The 3,623-nt window shown below is 53.4% G+C and carries 4 protein-coding genes; all 4 read left to right on the top strand.

What is annotated here, in order from left to right:
- Positions 1 to 351, top strand: a 351-nt coding sequence (locus AB1690_04815; protein MEW6014625.1) for a sigma-70 family RNA polymerase sigma factor, incomplete at its 5' end; no start/stop codon positions are given.
- A 5-nt stretch (positions 352 to 356) separates the two neighbouring features.
- A complete protein-coding gene (locus AB1690_04810; GenBank protein ID MEW6014624.1) occupies positions 357 to 1,436 on the top strand; it encodes a DUF4097 family beta strand repeat-containing protein in 1,080 nt (359 codons plus the stop codon).
- A 59-nt stretch (positions 1,437 to 1,495) separates the two neighbouring features.
- Positions 1,496 to 2,737, top strand: a complete 1,242-nt coding sequence (locus AB1690_04805; protein ID MEW6014623.1) for a polymer-forming cytoskeletal protein — start codon at positions 1,496 to 1,498, stop codon at positions 2,735 to 2,737.
- A 20-nt stretch (positions 2,738 to 2,757) separates the two neighbouring features.
- Positions 2,758 to 3,612: a toast rack family protein gene (locus AB1690_04800; protein ID MEW6014622.1), complete on the top strand. Its 855-nt coding sequence runs from the start codon at positions 2,758 to 2,760 to the stop codon at positions 3,610 to 3,612.
- The last annotated feature ends 11 nt before the right edge of the window (positions 3,613 to 3,623 follow it).

Genomic DNA, 3,623 nt, shown 5'->3' with positions numbered 1-3,623 from the left:
TGGTTGTACCGTATCGCCGCCAATTCCGCTATCGATTTTCTCCGGAAACAGAAGATTAAGACTCTCTCCCTTGACGCCGCCTCCGACTCCTCCGAGGGTCGCTCCGAAATCGATGTCGCCGATTATTCTTATCATCCTGAAAAGGACCTCGAGGAGCGGGAGCGCCGGGTTTCAATACAGGAAGCGATCGATTCCCTGCCGGAGAAATACCGGACCGTGATTTTGTACCGTCATAAGGATGACCGCTCCTATGAAGAGATATCGGCGGCGCTGAATATTCCGATTGGAACAGTAAAAGCCCGAATCTTCCGGGCGCGGGAGTTGCTGAAGAAAAAACTCAAGGCGCTATAAGAATTATGACACGGCTCGTGGGAAAAACATATTCGGCTATTCTGCTTCTGTTACTGGCATTCGTGGTTCACGCGGAAGCGAAGACATTTCGCTTTGATTATCAAAAGACTATCGATGCCGCCGACTCGGTCGAATTCTACCTGAGCAATATTCCGGGGCGGATTGATGTGGTGGGCGGCGCCGATAACCAGGTGATAATTAAAGCGGTCAAATTCGTCCGCGCCTCCGACCAGGAAGAAGCCGAAGAGCTGGGCGCCGCTATCGATATCAAGGTGACCCGCACCGAAAACCGGATATCGGTATTGACCGATTATCTGAAAAGCGCACGCAAGTCCCCCTCCTTCTGGGACAGGCTTTTTGGCGCCGACCAGGAGGGTTTCGGCGGTGTCGATTACTCTATTTCCGTCCCCCGTAACTGCCGTCTGGAGCTCGAAGGCAGTCCCGGCGACATTATGGTCGATGGTATAAGCGGTGATCTTTATATAAATGCCTCCCACGGAGAAGTACGCCTGAGCGCTATCGCCGGCAATATCGACATAGAGAAGAACGGCGCAGGCGAGATTACTTTCAAAGATATCAACGGCGACATTGCTGTTTCCGCCAGCTCCTGCGACCTGAGTCTGGAGACCGTTGACGGCTCCGCCGATATTCGTTTGACTTCCGGAGATGTCCGCGGCAACGGATTGCAGGGCTCTCTTATCATTGCCCAATCCTCCGGGGAAGTCAACCTGCGGCAGCTTTCCGGAGATGTGCGCCTACGCTCCAACGCCGGCGCCATAGATATCCAGCAGGATTCCGGCGCCGCTGATATCGTCACGCAGGCCGGCGATGTCACCATCAAGACCGCATTGAAAACCTATAAAGATATCTCTGTCCGCACTACGGCCGGAAGAATCGTTCTGGTGGTGCCGGAGAATTCCTCGGGCCTGCTTCGTCTCGAGACCGGCGCCGGAGAAATCAGAACCGATTTGAAACTGGCGGTGCGCTCAGTCACCAAGAATCGTCTGGTGGGCGAGTTCGGTTCCGATGGTCCCAAGATATCGCTGACCACCGCCTCCGGGCATATCGAGGTAACGGAGTACTGACTATGATTTGGCGAGCGATTCATACAGGCCTCCGGTTTCTTGCGGTCATTTCTTTATCTTTGTTAGCCGCGCTGCCGGCGGAAACGGCAGAGCCGGAGACCACCGGAAAAGCCGCTGACGCCAGAGCGGAAGCGAAAGTCTTCCTGGAGCTGCATCTTTCCCCCGATGGCGTTTACGGCGTTGACAGTCAGGGGGTGGAATGGGAGTATGATTTCAGCCAGGACAAATTCATCCCCGGGGGTAAAATATCCTCACCGGATATTCCCGGCCTTGAAATAATCCCTCCAATCGTACCGCATCCTGATTCAATTCTCCTGGAAGCCGAGAGGCAGGCCCTTGACGCCGAAAAATTCGTCGTGTTGAGCGACTCTCTGCGAAAGGAACTGGAATCATCGGTATTCCGTAAAATCCGCGGGTTGCAGCTGGGCACGGTCGAAATAGGACCCGAAGAAATAATCATCGGACCTTTGGTGGCAGTCGGTCCCATTACGGTCAAAGGTACGGTCAAAGGGGATGTTATCTCTTACCGCAAGATTACGGTCACCTCTTCCGGAGAGATAACGGGTGATGCCCGCGCCCCGGAAATCGTCAAGATGCGCGGCGCCATTATCGGCGGGAGTCAAATCGAGACCGACCTTCCCAAAATTCCTGAAATCGAAATATTCGACACCACTTCCGATACCGCCCTGATTGCCAATCTTATAATCCTGGCCGTCCTGCTTTTCTGCGGTTTACTGGCGGTTGCTATCGTACCCAATTCGATAAACCGTGTCGAGAAATGTCTGCAGACCTATTTTGTCCGCTCCTTCTTTATCGGTTTTGCCGCCTGGATTCTATTCGGTCCTGTTTTTGCCCTCCTCTGCCTCACTATCATCGGGATACCGGTTGCTATTTTCGTCCTTCCGCTGGCGCTGGTTCTGGGAGTAATATTGGGCACCATCGGGCTCGGTCAATTTGTGGGACGGGCGCTGGGGCGGGTTCTTTCTGCCGGCATCAATTCGCAACTTTTGAGAATCGTTTTCGGCATGACCGTGCTTTACATCCCCTGGATTATAATGTCCATCTTTATGCTGTCCCCTTCCGGATTCAGTGATGGACTCGCTACTCTGTTTTTGGTGCTGGCAATAATTATCTGGTCTATCGGTATCACGGCCGGGCTTGGCACCGTGGTTCTGACCCGCTTCGGAACCCGCGATTGCGAAAAATCGGTCACAATTTCTGTAAGGATGGATTCCTTCTCTCCCCCGCCGCCCCCGTCGCCTCCTCCCCTGAAAGGGGATGAGCCTGAAACAAAGGGATGATTATCCCGTAAAGAATAATCATGAAATCATACAAATCTCTTGGAGCGTCAGCCCTGATGCTGATGCTATCGCTCTCTGCCGTCGCCGCACCCGTTGAGACCAAAGAGTTCAATTTCCCGGCCGACAGCATTACCATCCTCTATGCCGATATTGACCTCGCCGCCGGCAACTTCCGCTTGACGTCCGAGGAAATGCCCGCGCTCTTTCGAGCCGACGTCACCTATAACCCCGACCGCTTAGAGGTCTTTGCCGATTATCGGAAACGGGGAGAACGGGGGTATCTTGAAGTCGGCTCCGACCTTTTCAGCAAATTTCAGGTCGATACCGAAGACAACCGGTGGGAAATGGAACTGTCCCGCTCGTACAAGACTGATTTAAAACTGGAATTTGGACTCTGTGACGCCTTTATCGACCTGGGCGGAGTTCCCCTCACCGACCTCAACCTTGATATCGGTGTCGCCGAAGGGAAACTTGTTTTCAGCAGTCCCAATCCGACAGAGCTGGATAATATCTCGATTGAAGCCGGCGCCGCCGAGTTCGAAATTGAAAAACTGCTCAACGCCAATTTTAAGACTCTGAAATTTGACGGCGGAGTCGGTGAATTTCGTCTCGAGTTTACCGGAGAGCTGAAGACTCGCGCACAGGCTGAAATCTCCGTCGGACTGGGAAGCGCTGTTATTTATCTCCCGCGCGAATTGTCGGTCCGGATAGAGGCGGAAGATAACTTCCTTTCCAAAGTAAAATTCCGCAACGCCGCCGGTCTGAGAATAAGAGACGGGTACTACAAATCGGAAGATTTTGATTCTGCCGCGGCCCGTCTCGATTTGCGAATTGATGTAGGTCTCGGTTCGGTCGAGATTGTCTGGAGCGAATAGCCGGCGGCAGC

It is taken from the genome of Candidatus Zixiibacteriota bacterium, from assembly GCA_040753495.1.
In the GTDB taxonomy this organism is placed as follows: domain Bacteria; phylum Zixibacteria; class MSB-5A5; order GN15; family PGXB01; genus DYGG01.
Note: the sequence above shows the minus strand (reverse complement) of the source record. Positions and strands in the feature narration are given on the sequence as shown.

Excerpts from the sequence above, each read along its gene's own strand:
- AB1690_04810 (MEW6014624.1), top strand. The coding sequence starts at position 357 with ATGACACGGCTCGTGGGAAAAACATATTCGGCTATTCTGCTTCTGTTA.
- AB1690_04800 (MEW6014622.1), top strand. The coding sequence starts at position 2,758 with ATGAAATCATACAAATCTCTTGGAGCGTCAGCCCTGATGCTGATGCTA.